At 73.1% G+C, this 23,441-nt stretch carries 23 protein-coding genes; 16 read left to right on the forward strand and 7 right to left on the reverse strand.

The annotated features are described in order from the left end of the window. From ACFSL4_RS16545 to cobC, 10 genes are all read left to right on the forward strand, one after another. Positions 1-855: vWA domain-containing protein (locus ACFSL4_RS16545; RefSeq protein ID WP_381083198.1), on the forward strand; the 855-nt coding region annotated here is incomplete at its 5' end. Then, on the forward strand, positions 855-1,463 hold the full coding sequence (gene cobO / locus ACFSL4_RS16550) for a cob(I)yrinic acid a,c-diamide adenosyltransferase (protein ID WP_381083200.1): 609 nt from the start codon (positions 855-857) through the stop codon (positions 1,461-1,463). The genes ACFSL4_RS16545 and cobO, both read left to right, overlap by 1 nt. Further along, positions 1,457-2,806, forward strand: a complete 1,350-nt coding sequence (locus tag ACFSL4_RS16555; protein ID WP_381083202.1) for a cobyrinate a,c-diamide synthase — start codon at positions 1,457-1,459, stop codon at positions 2,804-2,806. Before cobO ends, ACFSL4_RS16555 begins: the two co-directional genes overlap by 7 nt. After that, on the forward strand, positions 2,803-3,552 hold the full coding sequence (cobI, locus tag ACFSL4_RS16560; protein ID WP_381083204.1) for a precorrin-2 C(20)-methyltransferase: 750 nt from the start codon (positions 2,803-2,805) through the stop codon (positions 3,550-3,552). The genes ACFSL4_RS16555 and cobI overlap by 4 nt, the downstream gene beginning before the upstream one ends. An 89-nt stretch (positions 3,553-3,641) precedes the next feature. After that, positions 3,642-4,460 carry a precorrin-4 C(11)-methyltransferase gene (cobM, locus tag ACFSL4_RS16565; protein ID WP_381083206.1) on the forward strand — a complete coding sequence of 273 codons (819 nt, stop codon included), beginning with the start codon at positions 3,642-3,644 and terminating at the stop codon, positions 4,458-4,460. Beyond that, a complete protein-coding gene (cbiE, locus tag ACFSL4_RS16570) occupies positions 4,457-5,698 on the forward strand; it encodes a precorrin-6y C5,15-methyltransferase (decarboxylating) subunit CbiE (protein ID WP_381083208.1) in 1,242 nt (413 codons plus the stop codon). The genes cobM and cbiE overlap by 4 nt, the downstream gene beginning before the upstream one ends. After that, positions 5,695-7,380 (forward strand): precorrin-3B C(17)-methyltransferase, encoded by a 1,686-nt coding sequence (gene cobJ, locus ACFSL4_RS16575; RefSeq protein ID WP_381083210.1) that lies wholly within the window; start codon positions 5,695-5,697, stop codon positions 7,378-7,380. The genes cbiE and cobJ overlap by 4 nt, the downstream gene beginning before the upstream one ends. Further along, positions 7,377-7,961: a precorrin-8X methylmutase gene (locus ACFSL4_RS16580; RefSeq protein ID WP_381083212.1), complete on the forward strand. Its 585-nt coding sequence runs from the start codon at positions 7,377-7,379 to the stop codon at positions 7,959-7,961. Before cobJ ends, ACFSL4_RS16580 begins: the two co-directional genes overlap by 4 nt. Continuing rightward, complete coding sequence (locus ACFSL4_RS16585; protein ID WP_381083214.1) at positions 7,958-8,893, forward strand: sirohydrochlorin chelatase; 936 nt, start codon at positions 7,958-7,960, stop codon at positions 8,891-8,893. The genes ACFSL4_RS16580 and ACFSL4_RS16585 overlap by 4 nt, the downstream gene beginning before the upstream one ends. Next, a complete protein-coding gene (gene cobC / locus ACFSL4_RS16590; protein WP_381083215.1) occupies positions 8,883-9,950 on the forward strand; it encodes an Rv2231c family pyridoxal phosphate-dependent protein CobC in 1,068 nt (355 codons plus the stop codon). The genes ACFSL4_RS16585 and cobC overlap by 11 nt, the downstream gene beginning before the upstream one ends. Positions 9,951-9,996: 46 nt before the next feature. On the opposite strand, the gene ACFSL4_RS16595 is transcribed toward cobC, so the two are convergent. Continuing rightward, a complete protein-coding gene (locus ACFSL4_RS16595) occupies positions 9,997-10,950 on the reverse strand; it encodes an SCO1860 family LAETG-anchored protein (protein WP_381083217.1) in 954 nt (317 codons plus the stop codon). Between the two features lie 255 nt (positions 10,951-11,205). Further along, the gene (locus tag ACFSL4_RS16600; protein WP_381083219.1) at positions 11,206-12,297 is read right to left on the reverse strand and encodes an amidohydrolase family protein; all 1,092 of its coding nucleotides are present in this window, start codon (positions 12,295-12,297) and stop codon (positions 11,206-11,208) included. A 479-nt stretch (positions 12,298-12,776) separates the two neighbouring features. Here ACFSL4_RS16600 and ectA point away from each other — a divergent pair, with 479 nt between their 5' ends. From ectA to thpD, 4 genes are read left to right on the forward strand one after another with little or no spacing between them, the layout of a single operon-like run. After that, a complete protein-coding gene (gene ectA, locus ACFSL4_RS16605; RefSeq protein WP_381083221.1) occupies positions 12,777-13,319 on the forward strand; it encodes a diaminobutyrate acetyltransferase in 543 nt (180 codons plus the stop codon). 32 nt (positions 13,320-13,351) lie between these two features. Beyond that, positions 13,352-14,635 (forward strand): diaminobutyrate--2-oxoglutarate transaminase, encoded by a 1,284-nt coding sequence (gene ectB, locus ACFSL4_RS16610; protein WP_381083223.1) that lies wholly within the window; start codon positions 13,352-13,354, stop codon positions 14,633-14,635. A 31-nt stretch (positions 14,636-14,666) separates the two neighbouring features. Continuing rightward, the gene (locus tag ACFSL4_RS16615) at positions 14,667-15,065 is read left to right on the forward strand and encodes an ectoine synthase (RefSeq protein ID WP_381083225.1); all 399 of its coding nucleotides are present in this window, start codon (positions 14,667-14,669) and stop codon (positions 15,063-15,065) included. A 6-nt stretch (positions 15,066-15,071) separates the two neighbouring features. Continuing rightward, positions 15,072-15,971, forward strand: coding sequence for an ectoine hydroxylase (gene thpD / locus ACFSL4_RS16620; RefSeq protein ID WP_381083227.1), 900 nt, complete (start codon positions 15,072-15,074; stop codon positions 15,969-15,971). Positions 15,972-16,026: 55 nt separating this feature from the next. Here the strand turns inward: thpD and ACFSL4_RS16625 are convergent, their stop codons facing one another. From ACFSL4_RS16625 to ACFSL4_RS16640, 4 genes are all read right to left on the reverse strand, one after another. Beyond that, entirely contained in the window at positions 16,027-17,112 is a 1,086-nt protein-coding gene (locus tag ACFSL4_RS16625) for an aminotransferase class V-fold PLP-dependent enzyme (RefSeq protein ID WP_381083419.1), read from the reverse strand. A gap of 63 nt (positions 17,113-17,175) precedes the next feature. After that, a complete protein-coding gene (locus ACFSL4_RS16630) occupies positions 17,176-17,892 on the reverse strand; it encodes a DsbA family oxidoreductase (RefSeq protein ID WP_381083229.1) in 717 nt (238 codons plus the stop codon). Positions 17,893-18,029: 137 nt separating this feature from the next. Beyond that, positions 18,030-18,638 (reverse strand): DUF1349 domain-containing protein, encoded by a 609-nt coding sequence (locus tag ACFSL4_RS16635; RefSeq protein ID WP_381083231.1) that lies wholly within the window; start codon positions 18,636-18,638, stop codon positions 18,030-18,032. A 325-nt stretch (positions 18,639-18,963) separates the two neighbouring features. Next, on the reverse strand, positions 18,964-20,493 hold the full coding sequence (locus ACFSL4_RS16640; protein ID WP_381083233.1) for an aldehyde dehydrogenase (NADP(+)): 1,530 nt from the start codon (positions 20,491-20,493) through the stop codon (positions 18,964-18,966). A 131-nt stretch (positions 20,494-20,624) separates the two neighbouring features. On the opposite strand from ACFSL4_RS16640, the gene ACFSL4_RS16645 reads away from it, so the two are divergent. Next, positions 20,625-21,398, forward strand: a complete 774-nt coding sequence (locus tag ACFSL4_RS16645; protein WP_381083235.1) for an IclR family transcriptional regulator — start codon at positions 20,625-20,627, stop codon at positions 21,396-21,398. Between the two features lies 1 nt (position 21,399). Further along, complete coding sequence (locus tag ACFSL4_RS16650) at positions 21,400-21,864, forward strand: GNAT family N-acetyltransferase (RefSeq protein WP_381083237.1); 465 nt, start codon at positions 21,400-21,402, stop codon at positions 21,862-21,864. A 16-nt stretch (positions 21,865-21,880) separates the two neighbouring features. Here ACFSL4_RS16650 and ACFSL4_RS16655 read toward each other — a convergent pair whose 3' ends face one another. Further along, entirely contained in the window at positions 21,881-23,332 is a 1,452-nt protein-coding gene (locus ACFSL4_RS16655; protein ID WP_381083239.1) for an NCS2 family permease, read from the reverse strand. Positions 23,333-23,441: the final 109 nt, after the last annotated feature.

Raw genomic sequence — 23,441 nt, forward strand, 5'->3', positions numbered from 1 at the left:
GGCGGCGAGCAGGCGGCCGTAGGGGCCTCGGAGCCCTTCCGCACCAAAGTGCTGAGCGTGCCCGGGATCGGCGAGGGTGCCGCCGGGCGGCGGTCGCGGGCGCGGACCGAGCACGGCCGTACCACCGGGGCCCGCCGCCCCCGGGAGACTCTCACCAAGCTGCACCTGGCCGCGACCGTGCACGCCGCGGCGCCCCACCAGCGGGCGCGCGGACGGTCCGGGCCCGGGCTGGTGGTGCGCCGGGACGATCTGCGGCAGGCGACCCGTGAGGGGCGCGAGGGCAATCTCGTCCTCTTCGTCGTCGACGCCTCCGGGTCGATGGCGGCGCGGCAGCGGATGAGCGCCGTGAAGGGCGCGGTGCTGTCCCTGCTGCTCGACGCCTACCAGCGGCGGGACAAGGTGGGGCTGGTGACCTTCCGGGGGTCGGCGGCCGAGGTCGCGCTGCCGCCGACGTCGTCGGTGGACGCGGCGGCGGCCCGGCTGGAGTCGCTGCCCACGGGCGGCCGGACCCCGCTGGCCGCGGGGCTGCTGAAGGCCCATGACGTGCTGCGGGTGGAGCGGCTGCGGGATCCGGCGCGGCGGGCGCTGGTCGTGGTCGTCACCGACGGGCGGGCCACCGGCGGCGCGGACCCGGTCGCGCTGACGGGGCGCGCGGCGCGGCTGTTGGCGACGGAGGGAGTCGCGTCCGTGGTCGTGGACTGCGAGTCGGGGCCGGTGCGCCTGGGGCTGGCCGGGCGGCTCGCGGGTGAGCTGGGCGGTACGGCGGTGACGCCGGCCGAGCTGCGCGCGGACGGTATCGCGGGGCTGGTGAGGGACGTGCAGGGGACGCAGAGGACCGCGAGGAGGGCCGCGTAATGCCGCAGGGACAGCCGAGTGTCGTACCGGACGACGGCCTGACGACCCGTCAGCGGCGCAACCGGCCGCTGGTCGTCGTGCACACCGGGACCGGCAAGGGCAAGTCGACGGCCGCCTTCGGGCTCGCGCTGCGCGCCTGGAACCAGGGCTGGCCCGTCGGGGTGTTCCAGTTCGTCAAGTCGGCGAAGTGGAAGGTCGGCGAGGAGCGGGCGCTGCGCGTGCTCGGCGACTCCGGTGAGGGCGGCACGGTCGCCTGGCACAAGATGGGCGAGGGCTGGTCCTGGGTGCAGCGCGGGCTCCAGGGGGACAACGCCACCAACGAGGAGAAGGCCCGCGAGGGCTGGGAGCAGGTCAAGCGGGACCTGGCGGCGCAGACGTACCGGCTGTACGTGCTCGACGAGTTCGCCTACCCGATGCACTGGGGGTGGGTCGGCACCGACGAGGTCGTCGAGGTGCTGCGCGACCGGCCGGGGACCCAGCACGTGGTGATCACCGGACGCAACGCGCCGGACGAGCTGGTCGGCTTCGCGGACCTGGTGACCGACATGTCCAAGGTCAAGCACCCCATGGACGTGGGCCAGAAGGGCCAGAGAGGCATCGAGTGGTGACGTCCGTACCCCGGCTGGTCATCGCCGCGCCCTCGTCCGGCAGCGGCAAGACCACCGTCGCCACGGGGCTGATGGCCGCCCTTACCGAGCGGGGGCTGGCCGTGTCCCCGCACAAGGTGGGACCCGACTACATCGACCCCGGCTACCACGCGCTGGCGACGGGGCGCAGGGGCCGCAACCTCGACGCGTACCTGTGCGGCCCCGAGCTGATCGCGCCGCTTTTCCTGCACGGGGCGCGCGGGTGCGACGTCGCCGTCGTCGAGGGTGTGATGGGGCTGTACGACGGGGCCGCGGGCGAAGGGGAGCTGGCCTCCACGGCACAGGTGGCGAAGCTGCTCGCGGCGCCGGTGGTGCTCGTGGTCGACGCGTCGTCCCAGTCCCGGTCGGTGGCCGCGCTGGTGCACGGGTTCGCGTCCTGGGATCCTGGGGTGCGGATCGGGGGTGTGATCCTGAACAAGGTCGCCTCCGATCGGCACGAGGAGTTGCTGCGGGAGGCGCTGGACGCCTCCGGCGTGCCGGTCCTCGGTGTCCTGCGGCGGACACCCCGGGTGGAGACGCCCTCGCGCCACCTCGGCCTGGTGCCGGTCGCCGAGCGCCGAGCGGACGCCGTGGCGGCCGTGACGGCGATGGCCGCACAGGTGCGCGCGGGCTGCGACCTTCAGGCGCTGCTGGCGCTGGCGCGCGGTGCGCGGGCGCTGCCCGAGGACCCGTGGGAGCCTCCGGTCACCGACGCCGGCGGGCGCGCGGTGGTCGCGGTCGCCGGCGGGGCCGCGTTCACCTTCTCCTACGCCGAGCACACCGAACTGCTCGCCGCCGCCGGAGCCGACGTCGTCCCCTTCGACCCGCTCCGCGACGAGCGGCTGCCGGAGGGCACCGCCGGGCTGGTGATCGGCGGCGGGTTCCCCGAGGTGTACGCCGCCGAGCTGTCCGCCAACGTGCCGCTGCGCGAGGCCGTCGCCGCGCTCGCGCTGGCCGGCGCGCCCGTCACCGCGGAGTGCGCCGGGTTGCTGTACCTGTGCCGGGAGCTGGACGGGCGGCCGATGTGCGGCGTCCTCGACGCGAGCGCCCGCATGAGCGAGCGGCTCACCCTGGGCTATCGCGACGCCGTGGCCGTGAGTGACGGCGTCCTCGCCGCGGCCGGGACGCGGATGCGGGGGCACGAGTTCCACCGGACCGTCGTCGAGCCCGGCGCGGGGGCGGCCCCCGCCTGGGGCCTGCGCACCCCTCACCGGCGCGTCGAAGGCTTTGTGCACCGCGGGGTGCACGCCAGTTATCTGCACACGCACTGGGCGGCCGCGCCCGGTGCGGCCCGTCGGTTCGTGGAGAGGTGCCGGACGTCATGAGCAGCACGCTGATCGGAGTCGGGGTGGGCCCCGGCGACCCCGAGCTGGTGACCGTCAAGGGCGTGGGCGCGCTGCGGGGCGCGGACATCGTCGTCGTGCCCGTCATGGCCGCGGCTGACGGAAGCGACGGCGGGGAGCGCGGTCGTGCCGAGGCCACCGTGCTGCACTACGTGTCCGAGGAGAAGGTCGTACGGGTGGTGTTCGCGCTCAACGAGCGCAGCGACCGGGCGCGGCGCGAGGCCGCCTGGGACGCGGCCGGGGAGCGGGTGGCCGAACTGCTGCGGCGGCACGCGGCCGTCGCCTTCGCCACCATCGGCGACCCCAACGTGTACTCGACGTTCACCTATGTCGCGCAGACCGTCCAGCGGCTCCTGCCGGGGACCGTCGTCGAGACCGTGCCCGGCATCACCGCCATGCAGGACCTCGCCGCCCGGTCGGGCGCCGTGCTGACCGAGGGCACCGAGCCGCTCACCCTCGTGCCCGTCACCGCGGGCGCCACCGCGCTCAAGGACGCGCTCGGTGGTCCCGGCACCGTCGTCGCCTACAAGTTCGGGCGGCAGGCGCGCGAGGTCGCCGAGGCGCTGCGGGAGACCGGCCGCATCGACGACGCCGTGTGGGGATCCGCGCTCGGGCTGCCGGACGAGTCCATCCGCCCGGCCGCCGACCTGGAGGACGGCGCCCTGCCGTACCTGTCCACCCTCATCGCGCCCGCCCGGCGCGACGGCACCCGCGGCGGCAAGCTGTGACCGCCGCAGCAGCCCCCGCCCGGTACGGGCGGCCGGCCGCGCACCGGCCTTCGCCCCGTCCCGGCCTTCACAGAAGAGGACACATCCCCATGGCCGATGCGACCACCGGCAAGGTGACCTTCGTCGGTGCCGGCCCCGGCGCCGCCGACCTGCTGACGTTCCGTGCCGCGCGCGCCATCGCCGAGGCCGACGTCGTGATCTGGGCGGCCAGCCTGGTGCAGGCGGAGGTCCTGGAGCACGCGCGCGAGGGCGCCGAGATCCTCGACTCGGCCACCATGTCCCTGGAGGACGTCGTCGCCGTCTACGAGCGGGCGCACGCGGACGGGCTGAGGGTCGCCCGCATCCACTCCGGCGATCCGGCGCTGTGGGGCGGTACTCAGGAGCAGCTGGACCGGTGCGCCGCGATCGGCATCGCCACGGAGGTCGTCCCGGGAGTCTCGTCCTTCTCCGCCGTCGCCGCACTCGCCCGGCGCGAGTTGACCATCCCGGAGGTCGCGCAGTCCGTCGTGCTCACCCGGCTCGGCGGCGGCAAGACCCCCATGCCGCCCGGGGAGGAGGTACGCGAGTTCGCACGCCACGGCACCACCATGGCGGTCTTCCTGTCGGCGGCCCGCAGCGGACAGCTCGTGCGGGAACTGCTGGAGGGCGGCTATCCGACGACCACCCCGGTCGTGGTGGCCCACCAGGCCACCTGGCCGGAGGAGCTGATCGTCAGGTGCACGATCGGCACGCTGGAGGAGACCGTCAAGCAGCACAGACTCTGGAAGCACACGCTGTTCCTGGTCGGCCCCGCGCTCGACGCGCACGGCACGCGCTCGCACCTCTACCACCCCGGCCACTTCCACGCTCACCGCAAGGCCGACCCCGAGGCCCGCAAGGCGCTGCGCGCGCGGGGTGCGCGCACATGATCACGGTCATCGGTACGGGCACGGGGGTGCCGCTTCCCGCGGAGGTGACGGCGGGCGCGGACCTCGTGGTGGGCGGGCGGCGGCATCTGGCGGCCACCCGGCTGCCCGCGCAGGCGGAGCGCGTCGTCCTCGGTCCGCTGGCGCCCGCGCTCGACGCGATCGGGCGCTGCCTCGACAAGGAGCGGCGGGTCGTGGTCCTCGCCTCGGGCGACCCGGGGTTCTTCGGGATCGTCCGGGCGCTGGCCGAGCGGTTCGGGCCCCAGCGGCTCGATGTGCGGCCGGGCGTGTCCTCCGTGGCGGCCGCGTTCGCGCGGCTCGGGCTGCCGTGGGACGACGCGGTGGTGGTGAGCGCGCACGGGCGTGACCTGCGCACGGCGGTGAACGTGTGCCGGGCGCATCCGAAGGTCGCGGTGCTGACCGGGCCGGGCGCCGGTCCCGCCGAGCTGGGGGCGGCGCTCGCCTACCGCAGCGGTGAGCGGGTGCTCGTCGTGGCGAGTGCGCTCGGCGACCCGGAGCACGAGCGCGTGGAGCGGGTGACGCCCGGTCAGGCGGCGGCCCGCGAATGGGGTGCGGCCGTCAGCGTGGTGCTGTGCCTCGACCCGGCACGGGCGCTGGGGCCCGTGCGCACGGTCGCCGGGCCGCCGGCCGGCCCCGGTGTGTGGGCCCTGGACGAGAGCGCGTTCGCGCACCGCGACTCGATGATCACCAAGTTCGAGGTGCGCGCCCTGGCGCTGGCCCGGCTGGGACCGCGGCGCGGCGAGCTGGTCTGGGACGTCGGCGCGGGCTCCGGCTCGGTCGCCGTGGAGTGCGCACGGCTGGGCGCCGCCGCCACCGCGGTCGAGAAGACGCACGACGGGGTGCGGCGGATCCGTGCCAACGCGGCCGCGCACGGTGTGGACGTGCGGGTCGTGCACGGGGCCGCGCCGGCCGTGCTGGACTCTCTCGACGACCCCGACGCGGTGTTCGTCGGCGGCGGCGGGCGGGAGCTGCCCGCGATCGTGACCGCATGTGCGCGGCGGGCCCGGCGGGCGGTGGTGATCGCCGTGGCCGCCCTGGACCGCGTACCGGCAGCGCGCGAGGCGCTCGTCGGGGCCGGGTTCTCCTGCGACGGCGTACTGCTGCAGTCGTCGCGGCTCGCGCCGCTGCCGGGGGACGTGACCCGGCTCGCGGCGGCCAACCCTGTGTTTCTGCTGTGGGGCATGCGGCCTGCGGCGCATAGCGAAGGAGTTGCTGAGTGATCGGCCTCATTTCCGCCACCGCGGCGGGGGCGGCTGCGCGGGACCGGCTGGCCGGGGCGTGGCCCGACCGCACACGGGTGTACGACGGGCCCGTCGGCGACGCCGTACGGTCCGCCTTCGCGGAGTGCGAGCGTCTCGTGTGCTTCCTGGCGACGGGGGCGGTCGTCCGGCTGATCGCACCGCTGCTGGGCGGCAAGGCGGACGACCCCGGTGTGGTCTGCGTCGACGAGGGCGGGCGCTTCGCGGTGTCCCTGGTGGGCGGGCACGCGGGCGGCGCCAACGAACTCGCCCGCGAGGTGGGCGAGGTGCTGGGGGCCGAGCCCGTGGTGACGACCGCGACGGACGCGGTGGGGCTGCCGGGCCTCGACACGCTCGGGCTGCCGGTGGAGGGCGACGTCGCCGGGGTGTCGCGGGCGCTGCTGGACGGGGAGCCGGTCGCCCTGCGGACGGAGGTGGCCTGGCCCCTGCCGCCGCTGCCCGTCACCGCCGAAGGGGGCGCGTATGCCATCCGCGTCACCGATGTCCTCGCCGAGCCCGCCGAGCGGGAGGTCGTCCTGCGGCCGCCGTCGCTCGTCGCCGGCGTCGGCGCATCCAAGGGCGCGCCCGTCGAGGAGGTCCTCGAACTCGTCCAGCGGTGCCTGCGGGAGGCCGGGCTCAGCGCGGCGTCGCTCGCCGAAGTCGCCACCGTCGAGGCCAAGGCCGACGAGCCCGGGATCGTCGTGGCGGCCCGGCGGCTCGGGGTGCCCCTGGTGACGTACTCCGCCGAGGAGCTGGCCGGGGTCGAGGTGCCCAACCCGTCCGACGCGCCGCTCGCCGCGGTCGGCACGCCCTCCGTCGCGGAGGCCGCCGCGCTCGTGCGGGGCGGCGAACTGCTGGTCCCCAAGCGAAAGTCGGCCGGGCGGCCCGCGTCGGCGACGTGTGCCGTGGCGCGCCGGCCGGGGCGCGGACGGCTGGCCGTCGTCGGGCTCGGGCCCGGCGCCCGGGACCTGCTGACCCCGCGCGCCCGGGCGGAGCTGCGGCGCGCGTCCGTGCTGGTCGGCCTGGACCAGTACGTCGACCAGATCCGTGATCTGCTGCGGCCCGGCACCCGGATCCTGCAGTCGGGGCTCGGCGCCGAGGAGGAGCGGGCCCGCACCGCTGTCGCCGAGGCCCGCAGGGGCCACGCGGTCGCGCTGATCGGCAGCGGGGACGCCGGTGTGTACGCGATGGCGTCGCCCGCGCTGGCCGAGGCCTCCGACGACATCGACGTGGTCGGTGTGCCCGGAATCACCGCGGCGCTGGCGGCGGGCGCGCTCCTCGGCGCTCCCCTGGGCCACGACCACGTGTCGATCAGCCTCTCCGATCTGCACACCCCCTGGGAGGTCATCGAGCGCAGGGTGCGCGCCGCGGCCGAGTCGGATCTCGTCGTGACCTTCTACAACCCGCGCAGCCGGGGCCGGGACTGGCAGCTGCCGAAGGCGCTGGCGATCCTCGCCGGACACCGGGGCCCGGCGACGCCGGTCGGTGTCGTGCGCAACGCGTCACGGCCGGACGAGTCGGCGCGGGTGACGACGCTGGCCGCGCTGGATGCGGCGACGGTCGACATGATGACGGTGGTGACCGTGGGCAACACGGCGACCCGTCAGGTCGCAGGGCGCATGGTGACGCCGCGCGGCTACCGCTGGCAGGAGGAGGCCCGGTGAACCGCGTGGTCCATCCGATCGAGCAGGAGTCCTTCCGGCGGCTGCGCTCCCGCCTGGACACCTCGCACTTCGCGCCGCTGAGCCGGGCGGTGGTGGAGCGGGTCGTCCACTCCTCGGCCGACCTCGGCTACGCGAGCGACCTCGTCCTGGACGAGCGCGTGCTGGAGGGGGCGCACACCGCGCTGCACGACGGGGCGCCCGTGGTCGTGGACGTGGAGATGGTCGCGGCCGGGATCACCCGCCGCGAGACGGTCTGCCGCCTGGGGGACGCCAGGTCCAAACCGGGGCTGACGCGATCGGCGCACGCCGTCCGGCTGGCGTACGAGGACGTGGGCCCGGGGGCGCTGTGGGTGATCGGCTGCGCGCCGACAGCCCTGGAGGAGTTGCTGCGGCTGGACGCCTCGCCCGCGCTCGTGATCGGGCTGCCCGTCGGCTTCGTCGGGGCGGCCGAGTCCAAGGCGGCGCTGCGCGAGAGCGGGCTGCCCGCCGTGAGCAACGTGTCCGAGAAGGGCGGTTCGGCGGTCGCCGCCGCCGCGCTCAACGCCCTGCTGTACCACCCCACGTCGAAGGAGACGCCGTGACCACCCCGCCGCCGCCCGCCCTGCTCATCGCCGGCCATGGCACCCGGGACGACGCCGGAGCCGAGGCGTTCCGCGTCTTCGTACGGGAGCTCGGGCGGCGCCGGCCCGAGCTGCCCGTCGCGGGCGGCTTCATCGAGCTGTCGCCGCCGCCGCTGGGCGAGGCGGTGACGGAGCTGGTGGAGCGCGGGGTCCGCCGGTTCGCCGCGGTACCGCTGATGCTGGTGTCGGCCGGGCACGCCAAGGGGGACATCCCGGCGGCGCTGGCCCGGGAGAAGGAGCGGCACCCCGGGATCACGTACGCCTACGGCCGCCCGCTGGGTCCGCACCCGGCGCTGCTGAGCGTGCTGGAGCGGCGCCTGGACGAGGCGCTGGGAGGCGCGGCCCGTGCGCCCGCCGACCGCGCCGGGGTGACGGTGCTTCTGGTCGGTCGCGGTTCGACGGACCCGGACGCGAACGCCGAGGTGTACAAGGCGGCCCGGCTGCTGTGGGAGGGACGCGGGTACGCGGGCGTGGAGACGGCGTTCGTGTCGCTGGCCGCACCGGATGTGCCGGGCGGCCTCGACCGGTGTGCCCGGCTGGGCGCGCGGCGGATCGTGGTGCTGCCGTACTTCCTGTTCACGGGCGTCCTGCCGGACCGGGTGCGGCGGCAGGCCGGGGAGTGGGCCGCGGCGCACCCGGACGTCGAGGTGCTCTCGGCCGATGTCATCGGCCCCGAGCCGGAGCTGCTGGACCTGGTGATGGAGCGGTACGAGGAGGCGGTGCGGGGGGATCTGCGGATGAACTGCGACTCGTGCGTGTACCGGATCGCGCTGCCGGGTTTCGAGGAGAAGGTGGGCCTGCCGCAGCAGCCGCACTTCCACCCGGACGACGAGGGCCACGACGGTCACGGGCACCATCACCACGGCGGCCACGCGCGCTCCCATGCGCACTGACGGCACGCCCGGCGACGGCGCGCACGACCTGCGGCACCACGGGGACGCCGAGGTCCGCGACGACGGTTCGGCGCTCACCGACCTCGCGGTGAACGTGCGCGCGGGCACGCCCCCGGCCTGGCTGCGCGCGGTCATCGCCGAGTCGCTGGCCGGGCTCGCGGCCTACCCCGACGGCCGGGCCGCCCGGGCGGCGGTGGCGGCACGGCATGGGCTTCCGGCCGAGCGCGTCCTGCTCACGGCGGGCGCGGCCGAGGCGTTCGTGCTGCTCGCGCGGGCCCTGAAGGTGCGTCGCCCGGTCGTGGTGCATCCGCAGTTCACGGAGCCGGAGGCGGCGCTGCGGGACGCCGGGCACACGGTGGGCCGGGTCCTGCTGCGTCCGTCGGACGGCTTCCGTCTGGACCCGGCGCTGGTCCCGGAGGATGCCGACCTGGTGGTGATCGGCAACCCGACGAACCCGACGTCGGTGCTGCACCCGGCGGCCGCGATCGCCTCGCTCGCCCGTCCCGGGCGGACGCTGGTGGTCGACGAGGCGTTCATGGACGCGGTGCCTCGGGAGCGGGAGGCGCTGGCGGGCCGGACGGACGTCCCCGGTCTCGTGGTCCTGCGCAGCCTCACCAAGACCTGGGGGCTCGCGGGGCTGCGCGTCGGCTATGTGCTGGCCTCTCCCGAGACGATCGCCGAGCTGGAGCGGGCGCAGCCCCTGTGGCCGGTGTCCACGCCGGCGCTCGTGGCGGCTCGGGCGTGCGTGTCGCCCCGGGCGCTGGCGGAGGCGGCGCACGCGGCGCACCAGGTGGCGGCGGACCGGGCGCATCTGGTGGCGGGGCTGCGGGAGCTCGGACCGGACGGCGTGTTCGTGGTGGAACCGGCGGAGGGGCCGTTCGTACTCCTCTGGCTGCCGCGGGCGGCGGCCGTGCGCCGCCGGCTCCGCAGCCTCGGGTTCGCGGTGCGGCGCGGGGACACCTTTCCGGGGCTGGACGAGGAGTGGCTGCGCCTGGCGGTCCGGGACCGGGCGACGGTCGACCGGTTCCTGCAGACGCTGGACCGCGCGATGACGTGACGGGACGGTGAAGGGAACCGAGCCCCCTCACCGCCCCGTGCCCGGCTCAGCCCCGGCGCCTGCGGGCCAGCCCGACGGCTCCTCCACCCGCGGCCAGCAGCGCGACCGCCCCGCCGACGAGATAGGGCGTCGCCGAACTCCCGCCGGTCTCGGCGAGGTTCTGCTTCCCGGGCGCCCCTTGCGCCTTCACGTCCTCCGCGGGGCCCGCCGTGGCTGCCCCGGACCCGGCGGGCGTGGTGGACTCCGTCGGCGTGGTGGACTCCGTCGGTGTGGCGGCTCCCCCCGGGGTCTGGCACGTCGCCTTCGCCAGCGTGACGGTGCCCACGACCTCGGCCACGTTCAGCTTCAGCGGGTTGACGGACACCTTGAGTTCGAGGGCGGTGGCGGCCGCCGTGCGGGATGTGGTCTCCCGGGCCGACAGGTCCAGGCGGACCTCGCCGATTCCGGGCACCTTCACATCGGTGGTGCCGCCGGCGCTGAGCGTCACCTTCTTGCCGAGTACCGTGACCGCGCCCAGCACGTTCGAGTCGGCGACCGGTGCCTTTCCGGCCTCGCAGGTCGCCTTCGAGGTGACCCCGTCGACCTGGACGAGGGACAGCAGCGGCAGGCCCGGCACATGGAGCGCGGCGTGGGCCAGGTTGACCGAGCCCTCGGCCGTGGCGCCGGACGTCGTCGCCTTCGCCGAGGCCACGTCCGCGCGCAGCACGCTGAAGGGCTTTCCTCCGTCGACCCCGTCCAGCCGGGCCGTCAGCGCGGTCTTGTCCTCGCTCTGCGGCGCGTGCACCTCGTTGAGGGAGACCGTGAGCGGGACGTTCACGGACTTGTTGAGCAGGGACACGTCGAGCCCGGTGCGCAGCACGACGGCACTCGCGCGACCGTGGTCGGTGGTCGCGTGCGCGGAGCCCGCACCGGCCAGCGCCGCCGGGCCGGCGGCGAGGGCCGTGGCCGCCGCGACGGTGACGCAGCGGCGGGCGGGCATGCGGAAGTGGTTGTCGTTCAAGATGGTGGGACCCCCAGATGAGACATGCTTGGGACCCCGTAAGAATTACGCACTCAGGGTGAACAGTCAGCGATCCTCCGTGACTTCACCCCATCGTGGGGTTTTCGTGGATCTTTTCGATTTTCAGGGCACGGATGTTCCCTGTTTTCACCCTCGACCCGCACACGCGGCGAACACCCTGGTGGGCACCCCGCGCACACGACGGAGTGCACAACGAGCCGCTCCGTCGCGCCGTCACGCCCGGTCAACGGGCGGTCAGACGACCACGCGCCCCTCGAGCACCACCCGCCGCGGTGCCGCCAGCACCCGTACGTCCGCGCGCGGGTCCGTCTCGTACACCACGAGGTCCGCCGGTGCTCCCTCATCCAGACCCGGGCGGCCCAGCCACGTCCGGGCGCCCCACGTCGTCGCCGACAGCGCCGCCACCGGCGGGATGCCGGCGGTCACCAGTTCCGCCACCTCGTCCGCGACCAGACCATGGGCCAGCCCGCCCCCGGCGTCCGTGCCGGCGTAGACCGGGATTCCGGCGTCGTAGGCGGCCCGCACGGTGTCGTACCGCCGCGCGTGCAGCCGCCGCATGTGCGCCGACCAGCGCGGGAACCGGGTCTCACCGCCGTCCGCGAGCTTCGGGAAGGTCGCGATGTTCACGAGGGTCGGGACGATCGCGACGCCCCGCTCCGCGAACAGGGGGATCGTCTCCTCCGTCAGGCCGGTCGCGTGCTCGATGCAGTCGATGCCCGCCTCGACGAGGTCGCGCAGCGAGTCCTCGGAGAAGCAGTGCGCGGTGACCCGCGCGCCCAGGCGGTGCGCCTCGGCGATCGCGGCCTCCACCGCCCCGCGCGGCCAGCACGCGGACAGGTCCCCGGCCTCGCGGTCGATCCAGTCCCCGACCAGCTTGACCCAGCCGTCGCCGCGCCGGGCCTCCTGCGCGACGTACGCGGTCAGGTCGTCGGGCTCGATCTCCCAGGCGTAGTTGCGGATGTAGCGGCGGGTGCGGGCGATGTGCCGGCCGGCCCGGATGATCTTCGGAAGGTCGTCGCGGTCGTCGATCCAGCGCGTGTTTGACGGGGAGCCCGCGTCGCGGACCAGCAGGGTGCCGGCGTCGCGGTCGGTCAGCGCCTGCTTCTCGGCGACGTCGTCGGGGACCGCGCCGTGGGCGTCGAGGCCGACATGGCAGTGCGCGTCGACGAGGCCGGGCAGCGCCCAGCCCTCGACGGTACGGACGTCGCGGGCGCCCGCCGGGCGGTCGTAGGAGACCCGGCCGCCGATCACCCACACCTCGTCACGGGCCTCGTCCGGTCCGACGAGTACCCGCCCCTTCACATGCAGCACCGCGCGATCGTTCATGTACCGCACCTTAGTCCGGGTGCTCCTCGGCCCGGTCCCCCGGTCGCAGATCCGCCCGCCCCCCGCGGCGGGGCGGGCGGTACCGGACTCCCCCGTACGGCCTCGACCGGCGCCACCGGCCCCGTCTCCTCCGGCGCCCTTCCCGACGACCGGCCCCGCCCCCTTTTCGCACGAACCACGCAATTCAAAGAATTCAATTCAGGGTAGGCGCCCGTATTCTTCTGCCCGGTTTCCCCCGACCTAAACACAAAGATTCGATGAAGAAAAGCGGATGCAATTCGGGCGGATCTCGTGAGAGTTACAGAGGTGTGACCTACTCCGCAGTCCGCACCTTTTGTCCCGCATTTCTCGGTCATATCGCCTCCAAACCCACCCCCTTCACGCGGGCACACGCGCCCGCGTGAATAACACATCACCCGACCCTCCGTAACCCCTTCCGACGATGCAATTTTGAATTTTCCTCGGTAAATTCCATCCGCATGACCGCCGCACAAGCAGACCTGCAAGCGGAATTCCCGGAAATGCCGGAGGAGCTTCGGATCGACCGTCCCGCGGTGGCGGACGGGGCCGCGCTCTGGCGCATGGCCAGGGACTCCGAGGTCCTCGACCTGAACTCCTCCTACAGCTATCTGCTGTGGTGCCGTGACTTCGCCGATACCTCGGCGGTGGCGCGTGCGGAACCCGGCGGACCTCCCGTCGGGTTCGTCACCGCCTACCTGCGGCCCGACCGCCCCCGCACCCTTCTGGTGTGGCAGGTGGCCGTCGACGCCGCCCACCGCGGGCGCGGTCTCGCGACGCGGCTGCTGGACGCGCTCACGGCGCGGGTCGCGGACGAACACGGGGTGACGGGGATCGAGACGACCATCACTCCGGGCAACACCGCCTCCGAGCGCCTGTTCCTGTCCTACGCCCAGCGGCACGGCGCGGCCGTGGAGCGTGAAGTCCTCTTCGAGACACGCCAGTTCCCCGACGGGCCGCACGAGCCCGAGGTCCTCTACCGCATCGGCCCCCTCTCCGTCTGACCCCGCCCCACGTACCGAGGAGTGTTTTCGCCGTGACCATCACCCAGCCCGACCTCGGCGTCTTCGAGACCCTGGAGTCGGAGGTGCGCAGCTACTGCCGCGGCTGGCCCACCGTCTTCGACCGCGCTCGGGGCAGCCGCATGTACGACGAGGACGGGCACGAGTACCTCGACTTCTTCGCCGGCGCCGGTTCGCTCAACTACGGGCACAACAACCCCGTCCTGAAACGGGCGTTGATCGACTACCTGGAGCGGGACGGCATCACCCACGCGCTCGACATGTCGACCGTCGCCAAGCGGTCCTTCCTCCAGACGTTCCAGGATCTCGTGCTGCGGCCGCGCGGCCTGCCGTACAAGGTCATGTTCCCGGGGCCCACGGGCACCAACGCCGTCGAGTCCGCCCTCAAGCTGGCCCGCAAGGTGAAGGGGCGCGAGGCCATCGTGTCCTTCACCAACGCCTTCCACGGCATGTCCCTGGGATCCCTCGCGGTCACCGGCAACGCCTTCAAGCGCGCCGGCGCCGGGATCCCCCTGGTGCACGGGACGCCCATGCCCTTCGACCAGTACCTGGACGGCAGGGTCCCGGACTTCCTGTGGTTCGAGCGGCTGCTGGAGGACCAGGGATCCGGGCTCAACCGGCCCGCCGCCGTCATCGTGGAGACGGTGCAGGGCGAGGGCGGCATCAACGTCGCCCGGCCCGAGTGGCTGCGGGGGCTCGCCGACCTGTGTGCGCGCCGCGACATGCTGCTGATCGTCGACGACATCCAGATGGGCTGCGGACGCACCGGCGGCTTCTTCTCATTCGAGGAAGCCGGGATCGTGCCCGACATCGTCACCGTGTCCAAGTCCATCAGCGGCTACGGACTGCCCATGTCGCTGTGTCTGTTCAGGCCGGAACTGGACATCTGGGAGCCGGGCGAGCACAACGGCACCTTCCGCGGGAACAACCCGGCGTTCGTCACGGCGACCGCCGCCCTGGAGACCTACTGGAGCGACGGATCCTCGATGGAGAAGCAGACCCGGGCCCGCGGTGAGCAGGTCGAGCAGGAGCTGATCTCCATCACCGAGGAGAACATCACCGACGTCAAGGAGTACCGCGGGCGCGGGCTCGTGTGGGGACTGGAGTTCCACGACAGACAGCGCGCGGAGCGCGTGGCCCGCCGCGCCTTCGAGCTCGGCCTGCTCGTGGAGACGTCCGGCCCCGAGAGCGAGGTCGTCAAGCTGCTCCCGGCCCTCACCATCACCCCCGACGAGCTGGACGCGGGACTGAGCGCCCTCGCCCGCGCCGTCCGCGAAACCGTCCGCGAAACCGTCTGAGCAACCCCGGCACAAGGAGGCACGTACCACTGTGATCGTCCGCTCGTTCAAGGACATCGAAGGCACCGACCGGCACGTCAGGGCGGCGTCCGGCACGTGGGAGAGCAAACGGATCGTCCTCGCCCGGGAGAAGGTCGGCTTCTCCCTGCACGAGACGGTCCTCTACGCGGGCACGGAGACGTCCATGTGGTACGCGAACCACATCGAGGCCGTCGTGTGCGTCGAGGGCAAGGCCGAACTGACCGACCACGAGACCGGGAAGGCGTACACCGTCACGCCCGGGACCATGTACCTCCTGGACGGCCACGAGCGGCACACACTGCGCGTCCAGGAGGACTTCCGCTGCATCTGCGTCTTCAATCCCCCCGTGACCGGACGGGAGGACCACGACGAGAACGGCGTCTACCCCCTGCTCACCGAGGAGGTCTGAACCACCGTGACCACCACCGTCACCCCCGTCACCGATCCGTACCCCACCCGCGGCACCACCGAGGTGTCCGTCCCCCGTCAGGACCCGGTCGTCTGGGGCACGCCCGGCACATCCGGGCCGGTTTCCCTCGCCGATCTCCAGGCGTACGAGCGCGACGGCTTCCTCGCCATCGACGAGCTGCTCACCGAGGACGAGGTCGCCGTCTACCGGCAGGAGCTCCAGCGGCTCGTCACCGATCCGGCGATCCGCGCCGACGAGCGGTCGGTCGTGGAGCCGAGGTCGAAGGAGATCCGGTCGGTCTTCGAGGTCCACAGGATCAGCGAGGTGTTCGCGAGGCTCGTCCACGACGAGCGCGTGCTCGGGCGGGCCCGGCAGATCCTCGGCTCCGACGTCTACGTCCACCAGTCGCGGATCAACATCAAGCCCGGCTTCGGGGCCAGCGGCTTCTACTGGCACTCCGACTTCGAGACCTGGCACGCCGAGGACGGCATGCCGCGGATGCGCGCGGTGTCCGTGTCGATCGCGCTGACAGAGAACTACGACACCAACGGCGGTCTCATGATCATGCCGGGGTCGCACAAGACGTTCCTCGGCTGTGCCGGGGCCACGCCGGAGGACAACTACAAGAAGTCCCTGCAGATGCAGGACGCGGGCACGCCGTCCGACGAGGCCCTCACCGCGATGGCGAGCCGGTACGGCATCAGGCTGTTCACGGGCAGGGCCGGTTCGGCGACCTGGTTCGACTGCAACTGCATGCACGGGTCGGGGGACAACATCACCCCCTTCCCGCGCAGCAATGTGTTCATCGTGTTCAACAGCGTCGAGAACGCGGCGGTGGAGCCCTTCGCGGCGCCGGTGCGGCGGCCCACGTTCATCGGGGCCAGGGACTTCACCCCCGTGCGGTGATGCCCGCCGCACGGGAGGGCCCGAACGCGTGGGCCGCCTGCGGGGCCGTCTCCCCTCAGCCCGACAGGACGTCCAGGAGGCGATCGACGTCCGCAGTCGTGTTGTACAGGTGGAAGGCGGCCCTCAGGTTGCCCGCGCGGTCCGAGACCTCGACGCCGGCCCGGCTCAGGTCCGGCTGGCGCGCGCCGAGCCCGGGGACGGAGACGATCGCCGAGCCCGGCGCGGGGACCGGCTCGTGGCCGAGGCCGTTCAGGCCCGCGCGGAAGCGGTCGGCGAGGGCGAGGTCGTGGGCCAGCACCCGCTCCGCGCCCAGTTCCTCCAGCAGCGCCAGCGAGTGGCGTGCGCCCGTGTACGAGAAGAGCGCGGGGCTCTCGTCGAAACGCCGTGCGGAGTGGGCGAGTTCGGCCACCGGCCCGTAACAGCTGTCCCAGGGCTCCTCGCCCGCGACCCAGCCCGCGAAGACGGGGGTGAGTCCGCCGAGGTCCTCCGGCACCACCAGGAAGGCCACGCCGCGCGGGCAGACCAGCCACTTGAAGGCGACGGAGGCGACGAAGTCGTACGCGTCGGCGTCGACCGGCAGCCAGCCGGCGGCCTGGGACGCGTCCACGTACGTCCGGGCGCCGTGGGCGCGGGCGGCCGCGCGGATGGCGGGCAGGTCGGCGATCCGGCCGTCGGCGGACTGCGCCGCGCTGACGGCGACGAGGGCCGTGCCGGGCCGCACGGACTCCGCGATCCGCTCCAGCGGGACGGTGCGCACCGTGAGGTCACGGCGCAGGTGGAAGGGGGTCACGACGGAGCTGAAGTCGGCCTCGGCGGTGAGCACTTCCGCGCCCGGGGGCAGGGATGCGGCGATCAGCCCGGTGTAGACGGCGACCGAGGCCCCGGCCGCCACCCGGCGGACGGGGACCCCGGTGAGCCGGGCGAAAGAGGCGCGTGCCGCCTCCACGTCGGCGAACATGTCGGTCGGCTGCCCGGCGGCGGCCGACTCCAGGGCGCTCCGCACGGCCTCCACCGTGCGGGCCGGCATCAGCCCGGTGCTCGCGGTGTTCAGATAGGTGTTCTTCGGAGCGAACTCGGCACGGACCAGGGTCTCGAAGGTCTCCATGGGACCACTGTGGGGCCCGATGAAGCCATAGTCCATTGCCATTTATCGCGTGGTTTCGCTAAGGAATACTTATATATGTGCCCCGGTCTGCGCCGTTGTTCAGCGCTGGGGCACCGCGCACCCGTCGGGACCGCAGGCGTCGGCTCCGCCGTCCTCGACCGCCGGGAGCGGCGAACGCTCGCCCCACGCCCGCGTCAGCGCCTGGGCGAAGACCTCGGCGGGCTGCGCGCCGGAGACGCCGTAGGTGCGGTCGAGGACGAAGAACGGCACGCCGTTCGCGCCCAGCTCGGCGGCCTCGCGCTCGTCCGCCCGGACGGCGTCGGCGTACGCGGTGGGGTCGGCGAGGACGGCGCGGGCGTCCTGGGCGTCGAGCCCGGCCTCCACGGCCAGCTCCACCAGCCGCTCGTCGCCCTCGGAGAACAGGGAGCGTTCCTCGGCGAAGTTCGCCCGGAACAGGATCCCGATCAGCTCGTCCTGCCGGCCCTTCTCCTTGGCGAGGTGGAGCATGCGGTGCAGGTCGAAGGTGCTGCCGTGGTCGCGGCCCGAAGTGCGGTACTCCAGGCCCTCCGCGGCGGCCTGCGCACCGAGGTTGTCCTCCCCGGCCTGCGCCTGGGCCTCGCTCATCCCGTATTTCTCGGCGAGGATCGCGAGCACCGGCCGCACGTCGCCCTTGGCGCGCCGCGGGTCCAGCTCGAAGGAGCGGTGCACCACCTCGACCCCGTCCCGGTGGGGGAAGGCCCGAAGCGCCTTCTCGAAGCGGGCCTTGCCGACGTAGCACCAGGGGCAGGCGATGTCGCTCCAGATCTCGACGCGCATTCTCGGCTTCACTCCCTCGTACGGGTACGGAGACCTCCTCCGCCGAGTGCATGAACGTTCAAACGGTTGGGGTCATTCCCCGGTTGAGCAGCGAGTCCGCCGGGCCCGGACCTCAGGCGTGAGGGTGCGCCGGCCTCTCACGCCCCGTCCCGCAGGCTCTCCGGCCAGAAGTCCCGGTACTCCAGGTGATCGAAGGTGACCACGCACCCCTCCCCCACGGGCGACTGCGTCATGAAGCCCACGAGCGCCGCCGAGGACAGACCCTCGTCGGCCAGGGTGAACAGGCGGACGAACGTCCACCGCTTCCCGTCCCGCGACGCGTGGAAAGCGAACGCCCGGCCCGTGCGGCTGACCCGGAGCCAGACCGAACTGCCTTCCACGGTGAAGGAGTCCGCGTCATCGGAGTGTCCGCGCGTCACCACCGTGCAGACCGTCGGCACATCCGGCGAGTACTCCAGGCACAGCTTCGCCCACGCCCGTTCGCCGACGTGGACGTAGAGCACCCCGGCGTCGAAGGCCGCCGCGAAGCCGACCGTGACCCGGGCCACCAGCTGGAAGTCGCCGACCGGCGCCCCGAGCAGCCGGGGCGCGTCGCAGGCGGCGTCGAGCGACTCGCCGGTGGGCGGCACGAACCGGTCCTGCCGCGCGCCCGCCCATCCGGTGAGCACCCCGTCCTCGTAGGACCAGTGCCCGTCGGGGCCGTATGTGCGGAGGGGAAAGGGGAGTTCGGGAAGTTCCACGTCCATCCCGTGAGTGTCTCAGGTCCGCTCCGCGGCCCGGCCCGGAGGCCACGGACCACGGCTGCCGCGCGGAGCACCGTCGAACGGTTGCCCAATACTCCACCCTTCAGGATGGAGGTGGAGGGCATCCTGCCCGCAGCAGCCCGAAGGGCCGCGCCGGCACGACTGCAATCACCTTGCCCCACAGTGGAGTTGCCGTGCCTACCCCCGGACGACGGGCGGGAAGTCGGGTCTGCGGAGGCCGCGTCAGACCGCCCCCTTACCGGACGGCAGTCGCCCGTGAAACAGGAATCCGGTCCGTGCCGCACAGCGGTACGGACCGGAGAGGGCGTCAACGCTCCAGGGTGCCGTTGAACCGGCGGGGCAGCCCGAGCGGGTTGTCGTCGCGCAGTTCCGGCGGCAGCAGGGCCTCGGGGACGTTCTGGTACGCGACGGGGCGCAGCCAGCGCTCCATGGCGGTGCCTCCGACGGAGGTGGACGTCGAGGTGGTCGCCGGGTACGGGCCGCCGTGGTGCTGGGCGGGGGCGACCGCGACGCCCGTCGGCCAGCCGTTGACCAGGACGCGCCCGGCGAGCGGGGTCAGCTCCGCGATGATCTCCGCCCCGCGGCCCTCACCGGCCGCCTCCTGCGCCGACAGGTGCACGGTCGCGGTGAGGTTGCCGGGCAGCCGGGAGAGCACGGCGTGTACCTCGGCCTCGTCCTCGTACCGTGCGATCACGGTGACCGGGCCGAAGCACTCCTCCAGGAGGAGGTCGTAGGCACCCTCGGCGGTCAGCCTCTTCGCCGGGACCGTCAGGAAGCCGGGGCTCACCGCGTGCTCGCTGCCCGCTCCCGGGGTCACCGGGGAGTCGACGTCCGGCAGTCCGGTGCGCTCGCCGATCCCGGCGACGAAGTTGTCGCGCATACGGTGGTCCAGCAGGACCCCGGCGTCCACGCCGCTGACGGCCTCGGTCAGGGACTTCACGAACCGGTCGCCCGCGGCGCCCGCCGGGGCCAGGACCAGCCCCGGCTTGGTGCAGAACTGGCCGAGTCCCAGGGTCATCGAACCCGCCAGCCCGGCTCCGATCGCCTCGGCGCGCTCGGCAGCCGCGGCCTCGGTGATCACGACGGGGTTGAGGGAGCCCAGTTCGCCGTGGAACGGGATCGGTACGGGCCGGGCGGCCGCCGCGTCGAAGAGGGCGCGGCCGCCGCGGATGGAACCGGTGAACCCGGCGGCCGCCACCAGCGGGTGCGCGACCAGGTCGACGCCCGCCGTGAAACCGTGGACGAGGCCGAGGACGCCCTCGGGGATGCCGTGCCCGGCGGCGGCCCGGCGCAGCACCCTGGCGACCAGCTCGGACAGTGCGGGGTGGTCCGGGTGGGCCTTGACGACCACCGGGCAGCCCGCCGCCAGAGCGCTCGCGGTGTCACCGCCGGCGACCGAGAAGGCGAAGGGGAAGTTGGACGCCGAGTAGACGGCGACGACGCCGAGCGGGACCTTGAGGCGGCGCAGGTCCGGGATCGGCGGGATCGCGGTGTCGTCGGGGTGGTTGATGATCACATCGAGGAACGCGCCCTCGTCGACGATGTCCGCGAAGGCCCGCAACTGGTAGCAGGTCCTGGCGAGTTCTCCGGTGAGGCGGACCGGGCCGAGCGCGGTCTCGGCGTCGGCCGCCTCGATGAGCCGGTCGCGGGCCGCCTCCAGCCCGTCGGCGGCGGCGCGCAGGAACGCCGAGCGGACCGTGCGGTCGGCGAGGGCGCCGCGCGCGGCGTGGGCCACGCGGACGACGGCGTCCACCTCCTGGGCCGTGGCCTCCACCGCAACCTGTTCACGCTGCTTCCCGGTACGGGGGTCGACACTCCAGACTGGTGCTGCTGCCACCGCGGGTCCCTCCAGATATCTGCCGCAGTTCGTACCTCACCACCAGCCGTGTTCGATATACTGAACGCCGTCTCTGGTGATGAATTCGCTGCTCGGAGACTATTTCCCGTCGAACGAAGGGGTCAAGGGCGATGTCGGCAGGCGAGACAGGCGGCGGGGCGCAGGTCAAGTCCGCGGTGCGGACCGTTGAACTGCTCGAGTACTTCGCGGGTCGCCCCGGTATGCATTCCCTGGCCGCCGTGCAGGAGGCGGTGGGATACCCCAAGTCCAGCCTTTACATGCTGCTGCGCACGCTCGTCGACCTGGGCTGGGTGGAAACGGACGCGACGGGCACGCGGTACGGCATCGGGGTGCGGGCGCTGCTCGTGGGTACGTCGTACATCGACGGCGACGAGGTGGTGGCGGTGGCCCGCCCGACGCTGGACCGGCTGTCGGACGACACGACGGAGACGATCCACCTCGCACGGCTCGACGGCACCAACGTGGTCTACCTCGCGACCCGTCAGTCGCAGCACTATCTGCGCCCCTTCACCCGCGTGGGCCGCCGGCTGCCCGCGCACTCCACGTCGCTGGGCAAGGCGCTGCTGAGCACGTACACCGACGAGCAGGTCCGCAAGATGCTGCCGGAGACGCTGCCGGCGCTGACGGAGCACACCATCACCGACCGGGAGAAGCTCATCGAGGAGCTGCACCAGGTCCGTGAACAGGGCTTCGCCGTCGACCGCGAGGAGAACACGCTGGGCCTGCGCTGCTTCGGGGTCGCCATCCCGTACCGCACCCCGGCGCGCGACGCCATCAGCTGCTCGGTCCCGGTGGCCCGGCTGACCCCGGCACACGAACAGATGATCACGGACGCGCTGTTCGACGCGCGGGACCGTCTCACCCTGGCGACCCGGAGGCTGTGACATGGAGATCGTGCTGCGCGAGGTCCACGACAGCGACCTGCCGGTCTTCTTCCGCCAGATGAGCGACCCCGTGGCGGTCCGTATGGCCGCCTTCGCCCCCGAGGACCCGGCCGACCGGTCGCGCTTCGACGCGCACTGGGCGCGGATCCGCGCCTCGTCCGGCGTCACCACCCGCACCGTGCTGGCGGACGGCGACGTGGCGGGCAGCGTGGCGGTCTTCGGCGAGCCGGGCGAACGCGAGGTCACCTACTGGATCGACCGCGCCTTGTGGGGGCGGGGCATCGCGACGGCCGCGCTGCGGGCCCTGCTGGAGCAGGTCCCGCAGCGCCCGCTCTACGCCCGGGCCGCCGCCGACAACGCTGCCTCGCGCCGGGTCCTGGCGAAGTGCGGCTTCGAGGAGACGGCCCGGGCGCGCGGCTTCGCGAACGCCCGCGGCGAGGAGGTCGTCCTCGTCCTGAGGGCCTGACCGGCCGGCCCGTGCCTCATCTCACCCCGAGGACCTGCTCCACCGGGTCGATCGCGAAGTAGACGAGGAACAGCGCCGACGCCCCCCACAGCAGCCAGTGGACCTCCCTGGCCTTGCCGACGACCGTCTTGATGACGACGTACGACACGAATCCGGCACCGATGCCGTCGGTGATCGAGTACGTGAACGGCATCGCCGCGATGGTGAGGAAGGCGGGGACTGCGATGTCGTACCTGTCCCAGTCGATGTGCTTGACGTGGGTCATCATCAGGAAGCCCACGGCGATCAGGGCGGGCGCCGCCGCCTGCAGCGGGACGATGGTCAGCAGCGGGGTGAAGAAGAGCGCGAGGCCGAAGAGGCCTCCGGTGACCAGGTTGGCGAACCCGGTGCGCGCGCCCTCGCCGACGCCGGCCGCGGACTCGATGTAGGCGGTGTTGGAGGAACCGGAGGCGACACCGCCGGCCACCGCCGCGGCGCCGTCGATGAACAGGACGCGGCCGATGCCCGGCACCCTGCCGCCCTCGTCGAGCAGTCCGGCCTTCGCGCTGACGCCGACGATGGTGCCCATGGCGTCGAAGAAGTCCGACAGGATGAGGGTGAAGACCAGAAGGATCACGGTGAGGGCGCCGGTCTCCCCGAAGGCACCGAACAGGCTGAAGTGACCGATGAGTCCGAAGTCGGGTGTCGCCACGACCTTGTCGGGCACCTTCGGGGTGGTCAAGCCCCAGCTCTTGATGTCGGCGGCGGCGTCGATGGCGATCGCGACGAGCGTCATGGTGACGATGCTGATCAGGATCGCGCCCTTCACCTTGCGGGCGAGCAGCGCGACGGTCAGCAGCACCCCGAGGCAGAAGACCAGCACGGGCCAGCCCGTCAGCCGGCCGACCGCGCCCAGCTGTACCGGCACCGTGGTGTTCGCGGCGTCCGGGATGCGGCTGACGAACCCGGCGTCGACGAAGCCGATGAAGGCGATGAAGAGGCCGATGCCGACGCCGATGGCCTGTTTGAGCTGCTGCGGGATCGCGTTCATGATGGCCTCCCGCAGTCCGGTGAGCACCAGGACGCAGATGAGGATGCCCTCGATGACCACGAGGCCCATCGCGTCGGCCCAGCTCATCAGGGGCGCGATCTGGAAGGCGACGACGGCGTTGAGGCCGAGGCCGGCGGCGATGGCGAGCGGGAGGTTGCCGCCGACGCCCATGATGACGGTCATCACACAGGCCACCAGGGCGGTGGCGGTGACCAGTTGACCGGCGTCGAGCTGGTGGCCGAACTTGTCCTTGGCGCTGCCGAGGATGATCGGGTTCAGGACGAGGATGTAGGCCATCGTGAAGAACGTGGCGAGGCCACCGCGTATCTCGCGACCGACGGTGGAGCCACGTTCGGAGATCTTGAAGAACCGGTCGACGCCGTTCCCCGCGGGGGGTGCGGCGCTCGCTCTGTCGGCCGCCTGCTGCGTGTCGGGCATCGTGGAACTCCTCGTCGACGGGGGGACCTTGCGGAATGCTGGCTGGATTGTTCCCCCGAGAAGCCCGTTTCAGGTTTTCCCCGTGTTACGGAATCGCGGTGCCACCGCG

The organism is Streptomyces caeni, from assembly GCF_042678285.1.
GTDB classification, from domain to species: Bacteria; Actinomycetota; Actinomycetes; order Streptomycetales; family Streptomycetaceae; genus Streptomyces; species Streptomyces caeni.